16 protein-coding genes and 1 pseudogene are annotated in these 19,115 nt (G+C 70.0%); 9 read left to right on the forward strand and 8 right to left on the reverse strand.

Annotation, left to right across the window (positions count from 1 at the left end):
* Positions 1-42: 42 nt before the first annotated feature.
* Positions 43-969 (reverse strand): ParA family protein, encoded by a 927-nt coding sequence (locus CXP56_RS15585; protein WP_028846066.1) that lies wholly within the window; start codon positions 967-969, stop codon positions 43-45.
* 112 nt (positions 970-1,081) lie between these two features.
* Positions 1,082-1,984, reverse strand: coding sequence for a RecB family exonuclease (locus tag CXP56_RS15590; RefSeq protein WP_038044213.1), 903 nt, complete (start codon positions 1,982-1,984; stop codon positions 1,082-1,084).
* A 231-nt stretch (positions 1,985-2,215) separates the two neighbouring features.
* On the opposite strand from CXP56_RS15590, the gene CXP56_RS15595 reads away from it, so the two are divergent.
* Positions 2,216-3,382 (forward strand): site-2 protease family protein, encoded by a 1,167-nt coding sequence (locus tag CXP56_RS15595; protein ID WP_425426096.1) that lies wholly within the window; start codon positions 2,216-2,218, stop codon positions 3,380-3,382.
* 27 nt (positions 3,383-3,409) lie between these two features.
* The gene (locus tag CXP56_RS15600) at positions 3,410-4,246 is read left to right on the forward strand and encodes a tRNA (adenine-N1)-methyltransferase (protein WP_028846063.1); all 837 of its coding nucleotides are present in this window, start codon (positions 3,410-3,412) and stop codon (positions 4,244-4,246) included.
* 141 nt (positions 4,247-4,387) lie between these two features.
* Here the strand turns inward: CXP56_RS15600 and CXP56_RS15605 are convergent, their stop codons facing one another.
* Both CXP56_RS15605 and CXP56_RS15610 read right to left on the reverse strand, forming a co-directional pair.
* A complete protein-coding gene (locus tag CXP56_RS15605) occupies positions 4,388-5,080 on the reverse strand; it encodes a hypothetical protein (protein WP_286901690.1) in 693 nt (230 codons plus the stop codon).
* Between the two features lie 300 nt (positions 5,081-5,380).
* Complete coding sequence (locus CXP56_RS15610; RefSeq protein WP_028846061.1) at positions 5,381-6,178, reverse strand: hypothetical protein; 798 nt, start codon at positions 6,176-6,178, stop codon at positions 5,381-5,383.
* A 388-nt stretch (positions 6,179-6,566) separates the two neighbouring features.
* On the opposite strand from CXP56_RS15610, the gene arc reads away from it, so the two are divergent.
* Positions 6,567-8,417 carry a proteasome ATPase gene (gene arc, locus CXP56_RS15615; protein ID WP_028846060.1) on the forward strand — a complete coding sequence of 617 codons (1,851 nt, stop codon included), beginning with the start codon at positions 6,567-6,569 and terminating at the stop codon, positions 8,415-8,417.
* Between the two features lie 850 nt (positions 8,418-9,267).
* On the opposite strand, the gene CXP56_RS19090 is transcribed toward arc, so the two are convergent.
* From CXP56_RS19090 to CXP56_RS15625, 3 genes and pseudogenes are all read right to left on the reverse strand, one after another.
* The gene (locus CXP56_RS19090) at positions 9,268-9,531 is read right to left on the reverse strand and encodes a carbohydrate-binding protein (protein ID WP_353744568.1); all 264 of its coding nucleotides are present in this window, start codon (positions 9,529-9,531) and stop codon (positions 9,268-9,270) included.
* Positions 9,514-10,740 (reverse strand): annotated as a pseudogene (locus CXP56_RS15620) (glycoside hydrolase family 18 protein); the annotation flags it as partial. The pseudogene CXP56_RS15620 and the gene CXP56_RS19090, both read right to left, overlap by 18 nt.
* A 469-nt stretch (positions 10,741-11,209) precedes the next feature.
* Positions 11,210-11,956 carry a GntR family transcriptional regulator gene (locus tag CXP56_RS15625; protein ID WP_038044212.1) on the reverse strand — a complete coding sequence of 249 codons (747 nt, stop codon included), beginning with the start codon at positions 11,954-11,956 and terminating at the stop codon, positions 11,210-11,212.
* A gap of 116 nt (positions 11,957-12,072) precedes the next feature.
* Between CXP56_RS15625 and dop the strand changes: the two genes are divergently transcribed.
* The 5 genes from dop to CXP56_RS15650 all read left to right on the forward strand — a co-directional run bounded on the left by dop (position 12,073) and on the right by CXP56_RS15650 (position 16,191).
* A complete protein-coding gene (gene dop, locus CXP56_RS15630) occupies positions 12,073-13,575 on the forward strand; it encodes a depupylase/deamidase Dop (protein ID WP_286901694.1) in 1,503 nt (500 codons plus the stop codon).
* A gap of 94 nt (positions 13,576-13,669) precedes the next feature.
* Positions 13,670-13,882: a ubiquitin-like protein Pup gene (locus CXP56_RS15635; RefSeq protein WP_028846057.1), complete on the forward strand. Its 213-nt coding sequence runs from the start codon at positions 13,670-13,672 to the stop codon at positions 13,880-13,882.
* Between the two features lie 5 nt (positions 13,883-13,887).
* On the forward strand, positions 13,888-14,730 hold the full coding sequence (gene prcB / locus CXP56_RS15640) for a proteasome subunit beta (protein WP_028846056.1): 843 nt from the start codon (positions 13,888-13,890) through the stop codon (positions 14,728-14,730).
* A gap of 49 nt (positions 14,731-14,779) precedes the next feature.
* A complete protein-coding gene (prcA, locus tag CXP56_RS15645; RefSeq protein WP_051309441.1) occupies positions 14,780-15,604 on the forward strand; it encodes a proteasome subunit alpha in 825 nt (274 codons plus the stop codon).
* The gene (locus CXP56_RS15650) at positions 15,604-16,191 is read left to right on the forward strand and encodes a TIGR03086 family metal-binding protein (RefSeq protein ID WP_028846055.1); all 588 of its coding nucleotides are present in this window, start codon (positions 15,604-15,606) and stop codon (positions 16,189-16,191) included. Before prcA ends, CXP56_RS15650 begins: the two co-directional genes overlap by 1 nt.
* Here the strand turns inward: CXP56_RS15650 and CXP56_RS15655 are convergent.
* Entirely contained in the window at positions 16,182-17,615 is a 1,434-nt protein-coding gene (locus tag CXP56_RS15655) for a bifunctional phosphatase PAP2/diacylglycerol kinase family protein (protein WP_245566508.1), read from the reverse strand. The two genes, CXP56_RS15650 and CXP56_RS15655, sit on opposite strands and share 10 nt — an antisense overlap.
* 136 nt (positions 17,616-17,751) lie before the next feature.
* Between CXP56_RS15655 and pafA the strand changes: the two genes are divergently transcribed.
* Complete coding sequence (gene pafA, locus CXP56_RS15660; RefSeq protein WP_028846053.1) at positions 17,752-19,110, forward strand: Pup--protein ligase; 1,359 nt, start codon at positions 17,752-17,754, stop codon at positions 19,108-19,110.
* The last annotated feature ends 5 nt before the right edge of the window (positions 19,111-19,115 follow it).

Consider the following 19,115-nt stretch of genomic DNA (forward strand, 5'->3'; position numbering starts at 1 on the left):
TGCGGTGCACGATGACGACGTCGCGCGCCAGGGCTCGGTGGGTCAGCGCCGAGTGCGCTTGGGCATCATGTCGTAGAGGTTGTTCCGTTGCTCGGCGTCCTGACGGCGCCGCTGACCGGCGACTTCGGTGATGAAGTCCTCGAAGTCGAACTCACGGCTGGGGACCTGCCGCCGGTGCACCCGCCTGGCCAGGTGCGAATCGACCACGCGAGCGATCTGCCGCATGGCGACCGCCTGCGGGCTCTGCGGCGCGTAGGTGGTCACGGGCATGCCCCGCTCGGCCGCCTCGTTCACCACCACGCCCATCGGAACGTGCGCCAGGATCGGCATGCCGACGCCCTGGAAGGCCCGCAGCACGGCTTCCGAGTAGGCGCTCAGCGGCCTGCGGTACAGCCCGGGCACCAGCCCGAAGTACTCGATCGGCGGGCGGTCGATGCGCTGCTCCAGGTGCCGCACCTGCTCGGTGAGCAGCCGCACCGCCCGGATGCTGGTGCGGTCCGGCTGCACCGGCACCAGGACGCCGTCGGTCGCCGCCAGCGCGTTGTTGGTGAGCAGGTCCAGCGCGGGCGGGCAGTCGATGATCACGTGCTGGTAGTCGGCGAACTGCAGGACCCTGGCCAGCTCCCACGGGGCGACCCGCAGCCGGTGCTGCCGCCGGATGAGGTCGAACATCGCCCGCGCGGTGGGCACCACGTGGAAGCACCCGCCGGGGCCGATGTTGCTGCGCTGGTGGGGGACGGCGAGCTCGGAGATCGGCCCCTTCCACATCTTGGTCAGCGCCATCGGCAGGCACGGCCGTCCTGGCGGGACCTCAGGCAGGCCGAGGAACTCGGTGGTGGCGTGTCCCTGGGGATCCAGATCGATCAACAGCACTCGGCGGCCCTGCTCGGCCAGCGCGGCGGCGACGCCCACCGACAGTGCCGTCTTGCCGACCCCGCCCTTCTGGTTGACCACCGAGGTGACTTGCATCGTCACGTTCGTCCGCTCTCCCTCACGGTGACAGCACGTGCTGACCCGCTCACAGCTGAGGTTAACGACGCTAGTTGATCACGTGCGCGCGTGGGTGATCCAGCCAGGCCGGTCAGTCGGCGCGATCGAGCGCCGTCTCGGTGCCGAGGTCGAGCGCGGGCCAGCCCGGGTAGGCAGGCGGGGTTCCGCCGAAGGCCGGGCAGTGCGCCTTGTGGTCGCACCAGTCGCACAGCTTGCTCTTCGACGGGCGGAAGTCGCCGGTCTCGCCCGCGCGCAGGATCGCGCGCCAGATCGCGCCCAGGGTGCGCTCGAACCGCACCAGCTCCGCCTCGTCGGGGGAGTAGGCGAGCGCTTCGCCGTCCTTCAGGTAGATCAGCTTCAGCTGGCGGGGCACCACACCGCGCAGCCGCCACAGCGCCACGGCGTAGAACTTCATCTGGAACAGCGCCCGCATCTCGCCGACCGCCCGCGGCGCGGCACCGGTCTTGTAGTCCACCACCCGCAGGTCGCCGGTCGGTGCCACGTCCAGCCGGTCGACGAACCCGCGGAGCAGCAGGCCGTCGCCGATCTCCACCTCGACCCGCAGCTCACACGCCTCCGGCTCCAGCCGCCGCGGATCCTCCAGCCGGAAATAGGTGTCGATCAGCTTGCCGGCCGACTCCAGCCACGCGGTCTCCGGAGTGACCTCGTCCTCGTGGAACACCCGTGCCAGTTCGGGCTGCTCGGCGGCGAGCTTTTCCCATGCGGGCACCAGCAGCGCCTTGGCGCGCTCGGGCACCCGCTCGGCGGCGGGCAGCGAGAACAGCCGCTCCAGCACCGTGTGCACCAGGGTGCCGCGGACCTGCGCCGGGGTCGGCCGTTCCGGCAGCTTGTCCACCACCCGGAACCGGTACAGCAGCGGGCACTGCTTGAAGTCGCCTGCCCGGGACGGGGACAGGGCGGGCCGGCGGACGGTGCCTGCCGCCTCCGGCGTCCCAGCGCGGGCGGGCTCTGCCGAGTCCGTGGCGGTGATCATGCGACGACCATAGGGCAGGGCGCCGACGAAGTGGCGCCCCGACACGGATCCGTTGCCGGCTCGTGGCGGGAGCGACCGGAGCCTGCTGGGGACCGGCCGGGCGTGGCGGGCGGGCCGAGCGGTGGGAATTCGCCCGGGCCGGCCGGGCGTGACCGACGGGCCGAGCGGTGGGGAATTCGCCGGGTTCGCGCGTTCACCCCGGCCCCACACCGAGCGATCTAAGCTCGGAACATGGCACCGCAGCGGACACCACCCGGCACGCCCTACGGCGTGCGGCCGGCTGTGCCCGCCGAACCCGGCGAAGGGCTGCGGTTGTTCTCGGTCACCGGCGTGCCGGTGTTCCTGGCGCCGTCCTGGTGGGTGGGCTCGCTGGTGGTCGTCCTGCTGTATGCGCCGCTGGTCGAGCGCCTGCTGCCCGGTGCCGGTGCGGGGCTGTCCCTGGCCCTGGCTGCCTCGTTCGCGGTGCTGCTCGGGGTGTCGGTACTGGCCCACGAGCTGGGGCACACCCTGGTGGCGGTCCGGCTCGGCATGCCGGTTCGCCGCCTGAAGCTGTATCTGCTCGGTGGTTTGTCCGAGGTGGTGCGCACGCCGCGCAAGCCGAGGGAGGAAGGCCTGGTCGCGGCGGCCGGCCCGGTGGTCTCGCTGATCCTGGCGGGCGGGTTCGGGCTGTTGCTGCTCGTGGTGCCGCCGGGGGCGAGCTGGCTGCTGGTGGCGCAATGCGCGGTGGCCAACCTGGCCGTCGCGGTGTTCAACGTGCTGCCCGGGCTGCCGCTGGACGGCGGACGGATGCTGCGTGCCGGGGTGTGGGCGCTGACCGGGCGCCGTGCCATCGGAACCAGGGCGGCCGTCGTGGGCGGGTGGCTGGTCACCGTGGTGCTGGCCGGCTGGGCGGTCTGGGGGCTGATGGAGGGCAGCCAGGACCGGTGGCTGCGCCTCGCGGTGAGCGTGATCACCGGCTGGTTCGTGGTCACCGGGGCGCATGCCGAGCTCGTCGGCGAGCAGCAGCGGCGGCAGTGGCCGGCCGAGCTGGACGTGCGCAAGGTGATGCGTCCGGTGCTGCAGCTGCCCGCGGAAAGCCCGGTGTCGGCCGCGTGGGAAGCGTCGGCCGGACGAGGCGTGGTGCTGGTCCGGGCCGACGGGGTGGCCGCCGGCCTGCTCGACGGCTCGGCCGCACGCAGGCTGGCCGAGGAGACGCCGAACGCACCCGCCGAGCTGGCGGCCGAGCCGGTCCGCCCGGAATCGGTGCTGCTCGTCTCCGAGCCGGGTGACGAGATCGCCGCACGGGTGCGCGAGACCCCGGCGGTGCAGTTCCTGGTGGTGGACGACGACGGCAGGCCGGTGGGCGTCCTCCGGCGCGAGGACGTGCGTGCCGCCATGCTGGCCGATCGGGGCGCCTGACGCCGGGCTAAGTAGGCTGCTGCGGCGATGAACGAGGACGCGGCTCGCGGGTGCTTCCACCCCGGCGACAGAGTGCAGCTGACCGATCCCAAGGGGCGCAAGTACACGGTCGTGCTGAACAAGGGGGACGCCTTCCACACTCACCACGGCGTGATCGCGCACGACGACCTGATCGGCCTGCCGGAGGGGTCAGTGGTCACGTCCAGCGGTGGCACGGCGTTTCTGGCGTTGCGACCGCTGCTGGCCGACTACGTGCTGTCGATGCCGCGTGGCGCGCAGGTGATCTACCCCAAGGACGCGGCGCAGATCGTCATGTGGGGCGACATCTTCCCGGGAGCGCGCGTGCTGGAAGCCGGAGCCGGATCCGGTGCCCTGACCTGCTCGCTGCTGCGCGCGGTCGGCCGCGACGGCGAGGTCATTTCCTACGAGGTGCGCGACGACCACGCCAAGCACGCCGAACGGAACGTGGCGCGGTTCTTCGGCGAGATGCCGGAGAACTGGACTTTGCATGTCGCCGACGTCAGCACACACAGCGGTGACGTGGACCGTGTCATTCTCGACATGCTGGCCCCGTGGGACGTGCTGCCGACCGTGGCCGAGAACCTCGTTCCCGGCGGTGTTCTGGTGGTGTACGTGGCCACGGTGACACAGCTGTCCCGGATCACCGAGGCGCTGCGGGAACAGCAGTGCTGGACCGAGCCGCAGGCGTGGGAGACGCTGCAGCGGCCCTGGCACGTGGTCGGTCTCGCGGTGCGGCCGGAGCACAAGATGCAGGCGCACACCGCTTTCCTGCTCACCGCACGGCGGCTGGCCGACGGGGTGACGCCGCCGCCGGTACACCGGCGCCCGTCGGCCAGCCGGTAGCCCGCGCGCGGCCGGGTGCCCGTCAGCCAGCCGGTAGCCGCGCACGGTCGCGGAGGTTCCACCGGAGAAGGCGCAGGCCCCGGAGCCGTCGGCGTCCGGGGCCTGCGGCCGCTACTTCGTGCGTCCGGGGGCCTGCGGGCGTTACTTCGTCACGCACCAGCCGCTGCTTTCCTTGCGCAGCGGCATCTTGCCGTCGAGGCTGGTGCCCTTGTTGACGATGTCGACCGGGACCTTGGCGGTCGTGCCGGTGATTTCCGGGTCTCCGGTGATGGTCATGGTGATGTCCGGCGCCTTGCTGAAGTCGACGTTGTGGAGTTCACCGGCGTCGGAACAGAGGGTCGTGACCAGGCGGTCCTTGTCCTTGGCGTTGAACGCGGAGACGAAGGTCTGCGCCACCGACATCACGGCGGCCGACTCCGCCCCGCCGCCCGCCGGGGGCACGTCACCACCGGGAGGCACGTCGCCGCCCGGCACGTCACCCCCGGGCAGCCCTCCCGGGGTCTTGATGTCGGGCTTCGGGGGCACCTGGCCGCTGGAGCCGGAGGCGGTCGTGGCCGGCGCCGCGACGTTGTCGTCGCCGTCCTTGCCGTCGTCGTCGGAGAGGAAGAACCCCGGCTTCCAGAATCCGGTGATCCCGACCGCGGCGAGGATCACCACCACCGCGACGACCACCCCGACGATCGCGCCGACGTTCTTCTTCTTCGGCGGTTCGCCGCCCGGCTGGCCGGGGATCGGATAGGCGCCCTGCGGGTACGGCGGCTGCGGCGGGTGGCCCGGCTGTTGCGGCGGCCAGCCCTGCGGCTGGCCGTACGGCCCCTGCGGCGGGTAGCTCATGGTGACCCCTCCTGCGTTGTGTCGTGGTGCACATCCCGGCGCGTCGGGGATACCCCGCCGGCACCGCACAGCGATCGCACCAGCCGGCAGTCGGTCCGGCCGGATGAGACGAGGCGAAGACGTGCCGACCTGTCGGTCGATCACGCGACGCGCTGTCCGTGATCACAAGCGTCTGTGCACTCTACGACGTTTCCGGGGCCGGGATGGATCCGGGCGGGAACCGTCGGGTTTCGGACGGCGTCGTCGCACCAGGGCATGCGGCGGCGGAACCCGGCCACCTGCCAGGCGCAATCGTCCGCCTCAGCCGATGGACGAGGCGCACCAGCCGTCGCCTTCCTTGCGGAAGTTCAGCGTGCTGGTGCGTTCCCCGGCCGGGCCGGACACCTTGACCGGAATGGTCGCGCGCTGGCCGTTGATCGTGGCGTCACCGGCGATGCTCCACCGGATGCCGTCCGGGAACGAGTCGTAGTCGGACTGCCGCTCGTTCTCCGGATTGCACGACACCGTCTTGACTTTCGCGGAGTTCTTGGTGTTCAGGCCCTCGATCACCGTGGTGGCGATCTGCTTGACCCTGACGATGTCCGTCGCGGGGCCGCCGTCCAGCGGATGCGCCGGCCCCTGGCCGCCCTGCAGCGTCGGGCCGGTGCCTGCGCCGCCCGCCTGGCCGTCCTGCTGCTGGCCGGACTGAGCCTGGCCGGTGCCGGGCTCGTCGCCGAGGAAGAATCCCGGCGCCACGAACCCGGTGAACAGCACGACGCCGGCCACCACGGCGACTGCGCCCGCGGTGATGCCGATCAGGCGACCATTGCGCGGCGGCTCGTCCTCCGGGTACTCGTCGCCGATCTGGCCGGGGCCGTACGGGGCGTAGGGATCATCCGGCCGGTTGCCGCTGCCGGTGGGCGGGCAAGGATGACCGTAGGGCCCGTAGTGCGGCTGTGCACGGTGAGGCTGCTGTTCGTACGGCTGGGCGGGCTGCTGCGCGAAAGCCGGCCCATACGGACCGGCGTGCCCGTCGTACGGTCCACCATGCTGGACGTCGAACCCGCCGCCGTACGGTTGCTGCCGGTACGGGTCTGCCGGGTGTGGTGGGTAAGACATGGCGCCCCTTGTCTGTCTGTCCGACCCCAGTGGGAACCTTCCTCCCTGCGTCGCCAACCGCCTCCAACAAGCGTTACCGAATGTTATCCAGCCGGTGTCCGAATGCAGTGAAATCGGCGCGTGCGGCCACCGCGGGTGGCCGGAAAGGCACCAGCCGCACCGGTTCGGACCAATGATCGATCGGACCGTTCCATGGTTCCGGCGCGGACATTGCCGGTGCGTGAACGGTCGGTAGCCGTGAGGTGTCGTCGGCTCTACCGCAACGGAGGATTGCGGGTCAGCCGATGATCACATTTGCGACTCGCCGGGCCGATTCCTTCTCATGGAACCCCTTTGCATGTCGCCGCTCGTCGGTACCGTGGTAATCGAGAACGCAAGGAGGTGCCGCATGCACAACGAGCGCCCAGGGGGCCGGCACGAGGAGGACGGCGGCCTGACGGAACACGCGGAGACGGCCGGCGACACACCGGCGGCGGCCGGGGAGACCGACGGTGCGCTCAGCGGCGAGCAGGCCCGCGAGGTCAGGTACCTGCAGGAGGAAGCGTCCAGGCTGCGCCGCAGGGCGGCGTCGGCGCCGGACTCCGACCGGGTCCTGGAACAGCGACTGGCCGAGGCGTCGGAGCGGATCGCCCAGCTGACCGAGCGCAACGCCAAGCTGGTGGAGACGTTGCGGGACGCCCGCAGCCAACTGATCGCGTTGCGCGAGGAAGTGGACCGGCTTGCCCAGCCGCCGAGCAGCTACGGCACGTTCTTGCGGGCATTCGACGACGGCACCGTGGACGTGTTCACCTCGGGCAGGCGGATGCGCGTGGCGGTGTCGCCCACGATCGACGTCGAACAGCTCAAGCGCGGCCAGACGCTGCGGCTGAACGAAGCGCTGACGGTGGTGGAGGCGGGCGACTTCGAGCGCACCGGCGAGGTGTGCACGCTGCGCGAGCTGCTGCCCGCAGCCGCCGACGGCGAGGCGGAGCGTGCCCTGGTGGTCGGCCATGCCGACGAGGAGCGGGTGGTCTGGCTGGCCGATCCGCTGGTCGACTCGGAGACCAAGCTCAGGCCGGGTGACTCGCTGCTGGTCGACCTCAAGGCCGGGTACGCCTACGAGCGGGTGCCCAAGTCCGAGGTCGAGGACCTGGTGCTGGAAGAGGTGCCGGACGTCAGCTACGAGGACATCGGCGGCCTGCAGAAGCAGATCGAGCAGATCCGCGACGCGGTCGAGCTGCCGTTCCTGCACGCCGACCTGTACCGCGAGTACCAGCTGCGCCCGCCGAAGGGCGTGCTGCTGTACGGCCCGCCCGGCTGCGGCAAGACGCTCATCGCCAAGGCGGTGGCGAACTCGCTGGCCAAGCAGGTAGCCGCGGGCAAGGGCGGCAACCCGAAGGAGGCGAAGTCCTACTTCCTCAACATCAAGGGCCCGGAGCTGCTGAACAAGTTCGTCGGCGAGACCGAACGGCACATCCGGATGATCTTCCAGCGGGCGCGGGAGAAGGCGTCCGACGGCACGCCGGTGATCGTGTTCTTCGACGAGATGGACTCGATCTTCCGTACCCGCGGCAGCGGGGTGTCCTCGGACGTGGAGACCACGATCGTGCCGCAGCTGCTGTCGGAGATCGACGGTGTCGAGGGGCTGGAGAACGTCATCGTCATCGGGGCGTCCAACCGCGAGGACATGATCGACCCGGCGATCCTGCGGCCCGGCAGGCTCGACGTGAAGATCAAGATCGAGCGGCCGGACGCGGAAGGCGCCAAGGACATCTTCTCCAAGTACCTCAAGACCGGCCTGCCGATCCACGCCGACGACCTGGCCGAGTTCGGCGGCGACGAGCAGGCGTGCCTGGACGCGATGATCCAGCACACCGTGGAGCGGATGTACGCCGAGACGGAGGAGAACCGCTTCCTGGAGGTCACCTACGCCAACGGCGACAAGGAAGTGCTGTACTTCCGCGACTTCAACTCCGGTGCCATGATTCAGAACATCGTGGACCGGTCGAAGAAGGCGGCCATCAAGTCGGTGCTGGAGACCAACCAGCCCGGCCTGCGGGTGCAGCACCTGCTGGACGCCATCGTGGACGAGTTCGCGGAGAACGAGGACCTGCCCAACACCACCAACCCGGACGACTGGGCGCGCATCTCCGGCAAGAAGGGCGAGCGCATCGTCTACATCCGGACGTTGGTGTCGGGCAAGAACCAGGACGCCGGCAGGGCCATCGACACGGCCACCAACACCGGCCAGTACTTGTGACGCTCGGCGCGGGGCACGCCCCCACGAGCAGTGTTGTCGGAAGGTCGGAGGGCGCCCGGCACGCGGTTCGGACCGCGGCCGGGCGCCTTCTTCCTGCCGCGGCTGGCGCAGGTCGGCACGGTGGGATGCGGGAAGCGGCCGCGGCCTGACACGGGTTTGCTCGTCCGCCGGACGGACGGCGTCGTGCTGCCGTTCGACCGCGTGACTGGGGCGGTTTCGGGTCGTACGGGCTCCCGGTCGGTTCCCTTGCCCGTCAAGGCGGCCGCCGTGCCCCAGGTGCCCGAGCGTGGGAGCCCGGTCGTGTCTCGGCGCTACCGGGTTTCGGTCGGCCTGTGCTCGATGGCAGGCGCGATGCGCGTCCACAGGCCTCGTCCAAGGGGCGGCGGAGTGTTCAAGCCAGGGCTACCGCCGCTGAGCGGGGGAAAGGCAAGTTCGAGCCACGGCTGCCACCGAAGGGCAGGGGAGCAGTGGGACGCGAGCCACAGCTGCTGTTCACGGGGCGGTGACCGCTGAGGTTCGAGCCGCACCTGCCGTCCGAGGGGGAGAGTGACCGGCGGGTTGAGAGCGGTCGCACGGCGGGGAGCGGCGGGATGCGCGCCACGGTTGCTGTCGGACGGGAGAGTGACCAGCGGGATCCGAGCCACCCAGCCTGCACCGGTATCCGCCACGTGCGCCGAAGAGACTCCAGCCCGGGCGCCTACCTCTGCGCTTGCGCCCCGCCATGGAGGCACGTCGCCCCGCCACCGCGGTGAGCTCTCTGCCTCGTACATGGCGAACCGCCCGCCGGCCCGCGTGGTCGCGAGCCGGCGGGCGGTGTCGGCACACCGGAATTCGGACAGGAATCAGATCGTCATGCGCGCTGCCACAGTGCCGGAACGTTCGGCGGCTCCCAGCCGGTCAGCGCCGTGTGACCCTGCAGGCAGACGTAGGTGACACCGTCGTAGGTGACCTTGTCGCCGGCCTTGTAGGTCGTCCCTGGCTGCCATGCCTGGACGGTCCCGTCGCCGTCGTCTCCGCCACCGTTGTCGCCGTCACCGCCGTCGCCGTCGTCATCGTCATCGTCGTCCCCGTTGCCGGGGTTCCCCGGAAGACCACCGGCCAGTGCGGCGATCAGCTCACCGTTGGCGGTGTCGCCGCTGAGTTCCCAGAAGAACGCTCCGCCCAGGCCCTGGTCGCGGACGTAATCCATCTTGCCCGCGATGGTCTGCGGCGTGTCGTAGCTCCACCACTCCTGGCCGCAGTGCGCGTACGCGGTTCCGGCCACCTGCCCGGTCGGCGGGCACTTGGTCTTGAGCACCTTGTAGTCCTCGATGCCCTGCTCGTAGGTGCCCGGAGCGGGGCCGGAGGCGGAACCGCCGGGAGCGGACTGGGACACGCCGGTCCAGCCGCGGCCGTAGAAGCCGATGCCGAGCAGCAGCTTGTCCGCCGGGATGCCCTTGCCCTTGAGCTTCTGGATCGCCGCGTCCGAGTTGAAGCCCTGGGTCGGAATGCCGTCGTAGCTGGTCAGCGGTGAGTGGGGAGCCGTCGGCCCCTGTGCCTCCCATGCGCCGAAGAAGTCGTACGTCATCACGTTGTACCAGTCGACGTACTGTGCCGCGGCGGCGTAATCGGCGGCGTCGATCTTGCCTCCCGGGGACGCGTCGGCGGTGATGGCCGCGGTGACCAGGTTGTCCGGACCGAACCTGTTGCGCAGCGCCCGCATCAGGTTGGCGAACGCTTCCGGGCCGCTGTCGTCGCAGGTGTCCCCGCAGGCGTTCGGGTACTCCCAGTCGATGTCGATGCCGTCGAACACGTCGGCCCATCGCGGGTCCTCGACCAGCCGGTAGCAGGACTCGGCGAAGGCCTCGGGGTTCTTCGCGGCCTCGCCGAACCCGCTGGACCAGGTCCAGCCGCCGAACGAGTAGAGGATCTTCAGGTGCGGGTACATCTGCTTCAGCTTGCGCAGCTGGTTGAAGTTGCCCCGCAGGGCGCCTTGGTCCCAGGTGTCCGGCTGGCCGTCCACGCTGGACGCGGCGTCGTAGAACTTGTCGTAGTCGGCGTAGGCGTCACCGATCTGGCACTGGCCGTTGGTGACGTTGCCGAACGCGTAGTTGATGTGCGTCAGCTTCTCCGCCGACCCGCTGGTGTGGATGTTCTTGACGTGGTAGTTGCGCTGGTAGACGCCCCAGTTGACGAAATACCCCAGCCGGACGCCCGCCGCCGATGCGGACGGCGCCGACGCGGTGCCCTCGTTCTCCGATGCGCTGACCGGCCCGGCGAGCATGCCCGCCGTGGTGAGCCCAGCGGCCGCGAGTGCGAGCAGCCGCCATCGCTTTCTGGACATCCCGGTTCCTTCCGATAGCAGGGGTGTGTGGATCGGAAAGCGCAGCACGGGCCCGACGCTGCTCACGCTGTGTGACCTGATTCACAACGTATTAGGTAACAATACTTCCAGTTTTCGCGATGGTCCAGATCAAACGTGAAAACTTCTCGCTAAAGTTCTGTGTCAAGGACCGTGACCAGGCGAAACGCCGGTGCAGCGGGAAAGGTCGGTACTTCCGACCTGATCCAAGTGGTCCGTACGGGCAATCCGAGTGGCGACGAGCCGGAGCCGGAGGGCGCTGGGCGACGCGGCCTCACGCAGACGTTCGAGCACTCTGCGTGATGGGGTGCCGACGGACTTGGGCGATCGGCTGGACGTGCCGTGCGAATCGGTTCGACGGACAGCAGCGTGCGGGAGCCCGGTGGACGGCCCAATGGCTCGCCCAGACCGCCGTGACGCGATGCCACGCCCTTGCGTCGGCGTGCGGCCGTCAGCGCGGTGGCCGGTTCAACGTGGCGACGAACTTGTACCGGTCACCGCGATACACCGAGCGCACCCACTCCACGGGGGTGCCGTGGGTGTCGAACGAGTGCCGGGACAACAGCAGCATCGGCATGCCGATGTCGGCGCCGAGCGCGTGCGCCTCGTCCGGTCCGGCCAGGGCGGTCTCGATCGTCTCCTCGGCGTGCCCGAGCTCGACCTGGTAGCGGTCGCGCAGCGTCTGGTAGAGCGACTTGCCCGCCCGCAAGTACCGGCGCAGTCCCGGGTACCGGAAGTTGGCCAGGTGCGTGATCTCCACCGCCATCGGTTCGTCGTCGGCCAGCCGCAGCCTGCGGACCCGCAGCACGGTCTCACCCCGTCGCATGCCCAGCCGTTCGGCCAGCTCGGTGTCCGCCGGGATGTCGTCGATGGCGAGCAGCCGGGACGACGGCGTCTTCCCCTGCGCCTGCATGTCCTCGGTGTAGGAGGACAGCTGCAGGGGCTGCGCCACCTTGGGCTCGGCGACGAACGTGCCGCTGCCCTGCACCCTGCGCACCCGGCCCTCCACCGTGAGGTCGGCCAGCGCCTGGCGGACGGTGGTGCGGGAGGCCCCGAACTCCATGGCCAAGCTGCGTTCCGTCGGGATGGCGGTACCGGGCGGCAACGTGTCGAGCATGCGCAGCAGGCGCTGCTTGACCCCCCAGTACTTCGGTGCGCGGACTCGGCCGGAGGCGGTCGCAACTTCGTCGGACGTCAACGGGTCTCCCAGTCGATGCGGGCAGGGGGCGGCAATCGTGTCGAAGCACAGCATGCCTTGTCCGCCCCGGAGCGCCGCTATGTGTCCCACGAGCTGTCAACCCGTAGGGTGGAGGCATGCGCCGGATCATGGGAACTGAGGTGGAGTACGGCATCGCCGTTCCGGGGGATGCCACCGCCAACCCGGTACTGACGTCGACACAGATCGTGCTGGCCTACGCCGCCGCGGTGGACATCCCGCGCTCGCGCCGGGCCCGATGGGACTACGAGGTCGAGTCCCCGCTGCGGGACGCGCGCGGCTTCGACCTCACCGCCCCCAACCAGCAGCCCCAGGAGCCCGACGTGGACGATCTGGGTGCGGCGAACGTCATCCTCACCAACGGCGCGCGGCTGTACGTCGACCACGCTCACCCGGAGTACTCCACGCCCGAGGTCACCAACCCCCGCGACGCGGTGATCTGGGACAAGGCGGGCGAGCGGGTGATGGAGACCGCGTCGATCAAGGCCGCCACCGTGCCCGGCCAGCCGCGGTTGCAGCTGTACAAGAACAACGTCGACGGCAAGGGCGCCAGCTACGGCTCGCACGAGAACTACCTGATGGCGCGGGCCACACCGTTCACCGCGGTGATCAGCGGGCTGACCCCGTTCTTCGTCTCCCGCCAGGTGATCACCGGTTCCGGCCGGGTCGGCATCGGCCAGCAGAGCGAGGAGGACGGCTACCAGCTGTCCCAGCGTGCCGACTACATCGAGGTCGAGGTGGGCCTGGAGACCACGCTCAAGCGGGGCATCATCAACACCCGCGACGAGCCGCACGCGGACGCGGACAAGTACCGGCGGCTGCACGTCATCATCGGCGACGCCAACCTGTCCGAGTACTCCACCTACCTCAAGCTCGGCAGCACAGCGCTGGTGCTGGACATGATCGAGGCGGGGATCTCGTTCGAGGACCTGCGGCTGCGCGAACCGGTGCGCGCGGTACGGCAGATCAGCCACGACCCGACGCTGAAGACCACCGTGGAACTGGCCGACGGGCGCTGGTTCACCGGTCTGGACATCCAGCGCGCCTACCACGAGCGTGCGGTCGAGTGCGCCGAGCGGGGGCAGATCGAGCCGTCCGAGGAGTCGCAGAACGTGCTGCGGCTGTGGGGCGAGATCGTCGACGCGCTGGCCCGCGACCCGTTCGAGTGCGCCGACCGGCTGGACTGGGTGGCCAAGCTGCGGCTGCTGGAGCGTTACCGCGAGCGTGACGGGCTGAGCTGGGGATCGCCCCGGCTGCACATGATCGACCTGCAGTACTCCGACGTCCGGATGGACAAGGGCCTGTACAACCGGCTGGTGGCGCGCGGATCGATGAAGCGCCTGGTCGACGAGGACGAGGTGCAGGCGGCGATGACCAACCCGCCGCAGGACACCCGCGCCTACTTCCGCGGCAGGGCGCTGGAGAAGTACGCCGCGTCGATCGCGGCCGCATCGTGGGATTCGGTCATCTTCGACATCGGCCGGGAATCCCTGGTGCGGATCCCGACGTTGGAACCGCTGCGGGGGACGAAGTCGCACGTCGGGCAGCTGCTCGACGCCGCGGAGACGGCCGAGGAGCTGGTGAAAGCGCTGACCAGCTAGATCAGATGGGCAAACCGTGATCATTCGGATGGTCCCTTCCGGGACTACCGCTGGGTAGGCTGACGTCAGGACCCGATGCGAACCGGGAGGGGCAATGGCTCAGGAGCAGATCCCGAAGCAGCGCGAGGAAGAAGAGGAAGTTCAGGACCCGGGCGCCGATGCCGGTGGTGAGGGTGCCACCGCGACGCAGGAGCGACTGGAGAAGATTGGCGAGGACGTCGACACGATCCTGGACGAGATCGACGACGTCCTGGAGGAGAACGCCGAGGACTTCGTGCGAGCGTACGTGCAGAAGGGCGGACAATAGGACGCATGGAGCAGCCGCAAGCCGGGCCGTTGTCGCCGGCCTACCTGAGCATGTCCACGTCGTCGTTCACCGAGTTCCTTCGGGCGCAGTCACCGGATCTGCTGCCCGGGCGCAGGCAGCTGGGTGATGCGACCTCGTTACAGGCTCCCCACGGCACCACCATCGTTGCGTTGACGTTCTCCGGCGGGGTGGCCATAGCCGGGGACCGGCGAGCGACCGCAGGCAACACGATTGCGGCGCGCGACCTGGAGAAGGTCTACATCACGGACGCCTACTCCGCGGTGGGCATCGCGGGTACCGCGGGCATCGCGCTGGAGCTGGTCCGGCTGTACGCCGTCGAGCTGGCGCACTACGAGAAGATCGAGGGCGTGGCGTTGTCGCTGGACGGCAAGGCCAACAAGCTGGCCACCATGGTCCGCGCCAACCTGGACGTCGCCATGGCCGGGCTGGCCGCCGTGCCGATGTTCGTCGGCTACGACACCGACGCCGCGGACCCGGCCAGGGCCGGGCGCATCATCTCGTTCGACGTCACCGGCGGCCGCTACGAGGAGCGCGGCGGGTTCCACGCCATCGGATCCGGGTCGCCGTACGCCAAGTCCGCGCTGAAGAAGCTCTACGACCCGGACGCCGACGCCGACGCGGCGGTACGCACCGCGGTGGCCGCGCTGTACGACGCGGCCGACGACGACGCCGCCACGGGTGGCCCGGACACGGTGCGCAGAATCTACCCGCAGGTGGTCACCATCACCGCCGAAGAGGGCGCGGTGCACGTTCCCGAGGAACGGATCGAGGCGGCCACCGAGGCCGTGCTGGACGAGCGGCGGTCCGCCCGCGAGGCGCGTCGGTGAAGCACGGCAGGCGGATGCCGCACACCAGGGGAGAACGGAGTAAGACGCAGTGACGTTGCCGATTTACGCCTCGCCCGAGCAGTTGATGCGGGACCGCTCGGAGTACGCCCGCAAAGGCATCGCTCGCGGCCGCAGTGTGGTGGCGCTGAAGTATGCGGACGGCTTGCTGTTCGTCGCCGAGAACCCGTCCGCCACGCTGCACAAGATCTCGGAGATCTACGACCGGATCGGGTTCGCCGCGGCGGGCAGGTACAGCGAGTACGAGAGCCTGCGCCGGGCCGGTATCCGCCACGTCGACCTGCAGGGATACGCCTACGACCGGCGGGACGTCTCGGCGCGGCAGCTGGCGAACGTCTACGCGCAGACCCTCGGTGCGATCTTCACCGAACAGGTCAAGCCGTTCGAGGTCGAGCTCGCGGTGGCCGAAGTGGGTGCCCGGCCGGAGGAGGACCAGCTGTTCCGGCTGACCTACGACGGCTCGATCGTGGACGAGCCCCGGTTCCTGGTGATGGGCGGCCAGACCGATCCGGTGGTCAGCAAACTCAAGGAGGTCTACGTCGAGGGCTCCGCGCTGGCGGAGGCGTTCGCGCAGGCCGTGCAGGGACTGAAGGCGGGCCTGTCCAACGGTGCCGAGCTGGGCAAGCTCGAGGTGGCGATCCTCGACCGGCACCGTCCCGGCCGCGCCTTCCGCCGGATCACCGGCGCCGAGCTGGACGCGCTGATGCCCGCCAACGGGGACGGGGCCAAGGAGCAGGACAAGCAGGCGCAGGGCGAGGACAAGGGCGCCAAGCAGGCCACGGCGGACAAGAAGGAGCCCGGCAAGGCGGGCGAGGCGGACAAGGGCCGGCAGGCGGGCGACGGGCAGGGCGAGTAATGCTCGACTTGGCACCCGCGGCGCAGCGTCTGGCGGCGGTCGTCGGGCAGATCGGCGACGATCAGCTGGCGGCGCCGACCCCGTGCGAGAAGTACCAGGTCAGTGGACTGGTCGCGCATGTGCTCGGGCTGGCGGTGGCGTTCCGGCTGGCCGCGGTGAAGGACCCGGCTGCGTCGGCCGACCCGCCGTCGGAAGACCCGGATCCCACCGCTGTGCTGCCGGAGGGCTGGCGCGAAGAGCTCGCCCGCAGGCTCGACGCCCTGGTCGCCGCCTGGCGGGAGCCGGCCGCGTGGCACGGGCAGACCGAAGTCGGCGGGGTGAGCCTTCCCGCCGAGCAGGCCGGAGTCGTCGCGCTGCAGGAGTTGGTCGTGCACGGCTGGGATCTGGCCACCGCCACCGGTCAGCACTACGACCTGGACGAGAACACCCTCCGCAAAGTGTTCGTGGCGTTGGATGGTTCGGTCGACGAGAACGGCACGCCGGGGCTCTTCGCGCCACCGGTGCCGGTGCCGATGGACGCGCCGTTGCTGGATCGCACCATCGCCCTGACCGGCCGCGACCCGAAGTGGCGGCCGGCTCAACGGTAGACGGTCAGCGCGTCGGAGCGGGAGCGGAAGACGAACCGGTTGCCGAGCGGCCCGACCTCGCCGTCGGTGGCGACCCGCCGGTTGCCGTCCAGCAAGCGGACTTCCAGCTCGGGCAGGTCGTACTGCCGGTAGACGTGGCTGGTGGCCAGCGTGTTGGTGATGCTGGCCAGCACGAACCGGGCACGCGAGTAGGGCACGTCGGCGCGGAGGTAGCGGACGTCCAGCTTGCCGGAGTCCATGGCCGGGCGGCTGCTCGGCGCGAACCCCTTCGGGTGGTAGCTGCCGTTGCCGACGAAGATCATCCAGACCAGGTGTTCCTGACCGTTGAGCAGCACCCGGATCGGGCTGGCGTGGCGCAGCGTGCGGACCATCGCGATCACGCCCGCGATCCACTTCGGGTAGTGCTTCTCGAGCACTTCGCGCAGCCGCACCATCTCCGGGTAGCCACCGATGCCTGCGGTGTTGAGGAACCAGCGCCGGGAGGTGCCGTCGTCGCCGAACGTGGTGACTTCGCCCAGATCGACGCCGATCGCGGTGCCCGCCTCGGTCGCCTCGTCCGCGTCGCGCACCGACTGCACCCCCACGTCGCGGGCGAAGTGGTTCAGCGTGCCCGCGGGAATCAGCACCAGCGGGAGCTTGTTCTCGGCCGCGACCGACGCCACGGCGGCCACGGTGCCGTCACCTCCGGCGACGGCCAGGGCGCGTACCGGACGACCCTGTGCCGCGCGCTCGTCGATCAGCTGCTGGAGCTGTTCGACGATGTCGCGTCCTTGCTCGGGCTGCACGAATGTGGCCAGCGGCCACGCGACGCGAGTAAGTGCGGTGGGATCGTCGCCGTCGTCGCCGGACTTCGGGTTCACCAACGCCACCATGTCCACCCCGTCCGGCATGACCGGGGCGTCGGCGGGGTGCTCGGAACGCGCGGGCTCGGACGGGTGCAGCGGCCACCAGTGCCGTGTTGCAGCGGCGACCGCGCCGCCGATCAGCACACCGGCCGCCACGTCACTCGGCCAGTGCACGCCGGTGTGCACCCGGGAGTAGGCCACTGCTGCGGCCAGCGGAACGGCGACTGCGCCGGCAAGTGGTGACTCCATGGCGGCGGCCGTGACGAACGCGGCCGCGGAAGCGCTGTGCCCCGACGGGAACGACGACGAGGTTGGACGCCTGCGCAACCGCCGCCGGGCGGGGAGGAGGGCCGCGGCGGGCCGCCTGCGCGGGAACAGCGGTTTGGTGATCACATTGGCGAAGAAGCTGGCGCCCGCGACAGCGACGGCGCCGCGCAGCCCCGCCCGCCGTAGTTTGCCTTTGCGTAGAGCGAACGCGCCGGCCATGGCGAACCACAGCAGGCCGCGATCGGCGGCGCGGGACACGGCACGGAGCGCGTCGTCGGCCGGCCCCGCGGGAAGCCGGGCACTGCGTCGCATGAGGGCCGTGTCGGCCCTTCCGACGCGGGCGAGCCGCCGTCGCAGGTCGAGGTTCACGCTGTGCAACATAGCCCAGGAGCCGAGACTCCCCCCAACAGCGCACCGAAAAGTCGGCAAGTGCGCCTAGCATGAAGAAATGCAGCGTCGGATCTTTGGCATCGAGACCGAGTTCGGGGTCACGTGCACGTTTCACGGTCAGCGGCGGCTGTCCCCGGACGAAGTTGCCCGGTATCTGTTCCGCCGGGTCGTCTCGTGGGGCCGGTCGTCCAACGTCTTCCTGTCCAACGGTTCCCGCCTGTACCTGGACGTGGGTTCGCATCCGGAGTACGCCACCGCCGAATGCGACGACCTGATCCAGCTGGTCACGCACGACAAGGCGGGCGAGCGGATCCTGGAGGATCTGCTGGTCGACGCCGAGCGCAGGCTCGCCGACGAGGGCATCGGCGGGGACATCTACCTGTTCAAGAACAACACCGATTCCGCGGGCAACTCCTACGGCTGCCACGAGAACTACCTGGTGGGCAGGTCGGGGGAGTTCTCCAGGATCGCCGACGTGTTGCTGCCCTTCTTGGTGTCCCGCCAGCTCATCTGCGGCGCAGGCAAGGTGCTGCAGACCCCGCGCGGCGCGGTGTTCTGCCTGTCGCAGCGGGCCGAGCACATCTGGGAAGGCGTGTCGAGCGCGACCACGCGCAGCCGCCCGATCATCAACACCCGCGACGAGCCGCACGCCGACGCTGAGCGTTACCGCAGGCTGCACGTGATCGTCGGGGACTCCAACATGGCGGAGCCGACCACGTTGCTCAAGGTCGGCACGGCCAACCTTGTGCTGCGGATGATCGAGGAAGGCGTGCAGTTCAAGGACTTCACGCTGGACAACCCGATCAGGGCGATCCGCGAGATCAGTCACGACCTGACCGGCCGCAGGCGGGTGCGGCTGGCGGGCGGCCGCGAGGCGTCGGCGCTGGAGATCCAGCGCGAGTACTACGAGCGGGCGGTGGCGCACATCGACTCGGCCGGTGCCGACCCGACCACCCATCAGGTCGTCGAGCTGTGGGGACGCACGCTGGACGCGGTCGAACAGCAGGACTTCGGCAAGATCGACACCGAGATCGACTGGGCGATCAAGTACCGGCTGGTGGAGCGGTACCGGAAGAAGTTCGACTTGGATCTGTCCAGCCCCCGCATCGCGCAGCTGGATCTGGCCTACCACGACATCCGGCGCGGCCGCGGAGTGTTCGACGTGCTGCAGAGCAAGGGCCTGGTCAAGCGGGTGACCGACGACGGGGAGATCGAGCTGGCCAAGGACACCCCGCCGCAGACCACCAGGGCGAAGCTCCGGGGCGACTTCATCGCGGCGGCGCAGGCGGCCCAGCGGGACTTCACCGTCGACTGGGTGCACTTGAAGCTGAACGATCAGGCCCAGCGCACCGTGCTGTGCAAGGACCCGTTCCGGCACGTCGACGAGCGGGTGGAGCGGCTGATCGCCAGCCTGTGACCGGC

The organism is Thermocrispum sp. (assembly GCF_002919275.1).
Lineage (GTDB): Bacteria > Actinomycetota > Actinomycetes > Mycobacteriales > Pseudonocardiaceae > Thermocrispum > Thermocrispum agreste.